Source organism: Streptococcus sp. (assembly GCF_019414905.1).
Lineage (GTDB): Bacteria > Bacillota > Bacilli > Lactobacillales > Streptococcaceae > Streptococcus.
In genome coordinates, this window is record NZ_DXLC01000017.1 from 1 (window position 1) to 2,607 (window position 2,607).

Annotated in this window: 2 protein-coding genes and 2 pseudogenes; 3 read left to right on the plus strand and 1 reads right to left on the minus strand. The window is 39.8% G+C overall.

Features of this window, described 5'->3' with window-relative positions; genetic code table 11:
- Both QZ359_RS00310 and gap read left to right on the plus strand, forming a co-directional pair.
- Positions 1-238, plus strand: a pseudogene (locus tag QZ359_RS00310) (ABC transporter permease); the annotation flags it as partial.
- Positions 239-414: 176 nt separating this feature from the next.
- A complete protein-coding gene (gap, locus tag QZ359_RS00315) occupies positions 415-1,425 on the plus strand; it encodes a type I glyceraldehyde-3-phosphate dehydrogenase (RefSeq protein WP_000260687.1) in 1,011 nt (336 codons plus the stop codon).
- Positions 1,426-1,492: 67 nt separating this feature from the next.
- On the opposite strand, the gene QZ359_RS00320 is transcribed toward gap, so the two are convergent.
- Positions 1,493-2,368 carry an RluA family pseudouridine synthase gene (locus QZ359_RS00320; protein WP_314732412.1) on the minus strand — a complete coding sequence of 292 codons (876 nt, stop codon included), beginning with the start codon at positions 2,366-2,368 and terminating at the stop codon, positions 1,493-1,495.
- Between the two features lie 86 nt (positions 2,369-2,454).
- Here QZ359_RS00320 and QZ359_RS00325 point away from each other — a divergent pair.
- Positions 2,455-2,607: pseudogene (locus QZ359_RS00325) on the plus strand (transglycosylase); the annotation flags it as partial.

Genomic DNA, 2,607 nt, shown 5'->3' on the forward strand with positions numbered 1-2,607 from the left:
TATCTGGATTGTAGGAATCGCCTTGCTGCTGGCATTTTTGGTTGCACAAGGGGTGGGAAGTTTGGCGAATGTGGTTGTAAATCACTTTTACCCATCCATCACGAAGGTTTTTGAATTAAATTTGTTATCTGTTTTAGGAACTCTAGCTTTCGCTCTCTTACTTGGTTATGTCTCAGCTTACTTCCCGGCGCGTAAAATTAGTAAAATGGATCCTGTAGAATCGCTACGATATGAATAGTAAGGGATTCCTTGATTTATAGTCTTGAAAAGAAACTAACATAGAAAAACAATGCCCGTACTTGCAATTAAACTTAAATAGTTATATAATAGGTTTGTTGAAAGGTGATTTGTAGTGATTCAAGTTACTCTTTTCACAATAAAAATTTCATGATTTTCATAAGGAGGAAATCACTAATGGTAGTTAAAGTTGGTATTAACGGTTTCGGACGTATCGGTCGTCTTGCTTTCCGTCGTATCCAAAACGTAGAAGGTGTTGAAGTTACTCGCATCAACGACCTTACAGATCCAGTTATGCTTGCACACTTGTTGAAATACGACACAACTCAAGGTCGTTTCGACGGTACTGTTGAAGTTAGAGAAGGTGGATTTGAAGTTAACGGTAAATTCATCAAAGTTTCTGCTGAACGTGATCCAGAACAAATCGACTGGGCTAACGACGGTGTAGAAATCGTTCTTGAAGCTACTGGTTTCTTTGCTAAGAAAGCAGCTGCTGAAAAACACTTGCACGCTGGTGGAGCTAAAAAAGTTGTTATCACTGCTCCTGGTGGAAACGACGTTAAAACAGTTGTATTCAACACTAACCACGACGTTCTTGACGGTACTGAAACAGTTATCTCAGGTGCTTCATGTACTACAAACTGCTTGGCTCCTATGGCTAAAGCTCTTCAAGATAACTTTGGTGTTGTAGAAGGATTGATGACTACTATCCACGCTTACACTGGTGACCAAATGATCCTTGACGGACCACACCGTGGTGGTGACCTTCGCCGTGCTCGCGCTGGTGCTGCAAACATCGTTCCTAACTCAACTGGTGCTGCAAAAGCTATCGGTCTTGTAATCCCAGAATTGAACGGTAAACTTGACGGATCTGCACAACGCGTTCCAACTCCAACTGGATCAGTTACTGAATTGGTAGCAGTTCTTGAAAAGAACGTTACTGTTGATGAAGTGAACGCAGCTATGAAAGCAGCTTCAAACGAATCATACGGTTACACAGAAGATCCAATCGTATCTTCAGATATCGTAGGTATGTCTTACGGTTCATTGTTTGACGCAACTCAAACTAAAGTTCTTGACGTTGACGGTAAACAATTGGTTAAAGTTGTATCATGGTACGACAACGAAATGTCATACACTGCACAACTTGTTCGTACTCTTGAATACTTCGCAAAAATCGCTAAATAATTCATGAGTCGATAAAAAGCAAGGCCTCTGGTCTTGCTTTTCTTATATGAAAAAATGGATGACACAATCATCCATTCTTTTTTAATTCTTTTTCAAAAGTATCTGATAGGGTAGTGAAGCTTAATTTCTCTAGAGTAAGCGGATGAGTAAAGGACAGTCGAAAGGCATGAAGCATAAGCCGACTTGATTTTGATTTACTATTATAGAGAGGGTCACCCAGGATAGGAAGATTATGATGCGAAAGGTGCACACGAATCTGATGGGTTCGCCCTGTCTTTAACTTGCAACGAACCAAGGAAGTTTTGTTTGGAAATTGCTTTAATCTGCTTACATGCGTTTCAGCATATTGCCCATTTTTTGTATCAACTATTCGTTTTCTGCGGTCATGGCGATCACGCCCGATTTTGTCTTTGAAAACAAGTTCTTTGCTGTTGATATGTCCGTCGACCTGTGCCCAATATTCCCTAGAAATCTCTTTTTTCTCCAATAAGCGATTGAGAATAGGTAGGATAAAAGGATTTTTGGCAAAGAGAACCAAACCACTGGTTTCCATGTCTAGACGATGAACGACATAGCAGGTTTGGCCAACATAGGCACTGACATGGTTAAGAAGGGCGATTTCGCTTGGCTGATTACCATGCGTTTTCATCCCCTCTGGTTTGTTCACAATAATTAAGTGTTGGTCTTGATAAACTTCCTGAATGAGGTTTGGGTTGCCCCAAGGAATTTCTTTTTCGGGATAATCTTCCTCGTCAAAAGTCAATTGGCAAACATCTCCAGGATTTACCGTCTCGTTCCAATGAACTTCTCGCTGATTAATCAAAATGTGTTTCTTGATTCTCAAAAAATGACGGATTTTTCTAGGGATGAGGAGTTGCTCCTCTAGTAATTGCTTTACCGTCATTTGAGGTAGAGAGTCTGGTAATGTAAATGTGAATTTCATACAGATATTGTAACAAAAAAAGCCCTATTTGGATAGGAAATAGCTAAATTCTTGTCTTCCTATGATGAAGATGATAAAATAAACGCATGAAATTAGATAAATTATTTGAGAAATTTCTTTCTCTTTTTAAAAAAGAAACAAGTGGATCAGAGGATTCTGGGTCTACTAGCTTGCGTCGTTCTCGCAGTGATCGAAAAAAATTAGCCCAAGTGGGTCCGATTCGAAAATTCTGGCGTCGC

Bases quoted from the DNA above. Each gene is read 5' to 3' on its own strand.
- gap (WP_000260687.1), top strand. From the start codon at position 415: ATGGTAGTTAAAGTTGGTATTAACGGTTTCGGACGTATCGGTCGTCTT.
- QZ359_RS00320 (WP_314732412.1), bottom strand. From the start codon at position 2,368: ATGAAATTCACATTTACATTACCAGACTCTCTACCTCAAATGACGGTA.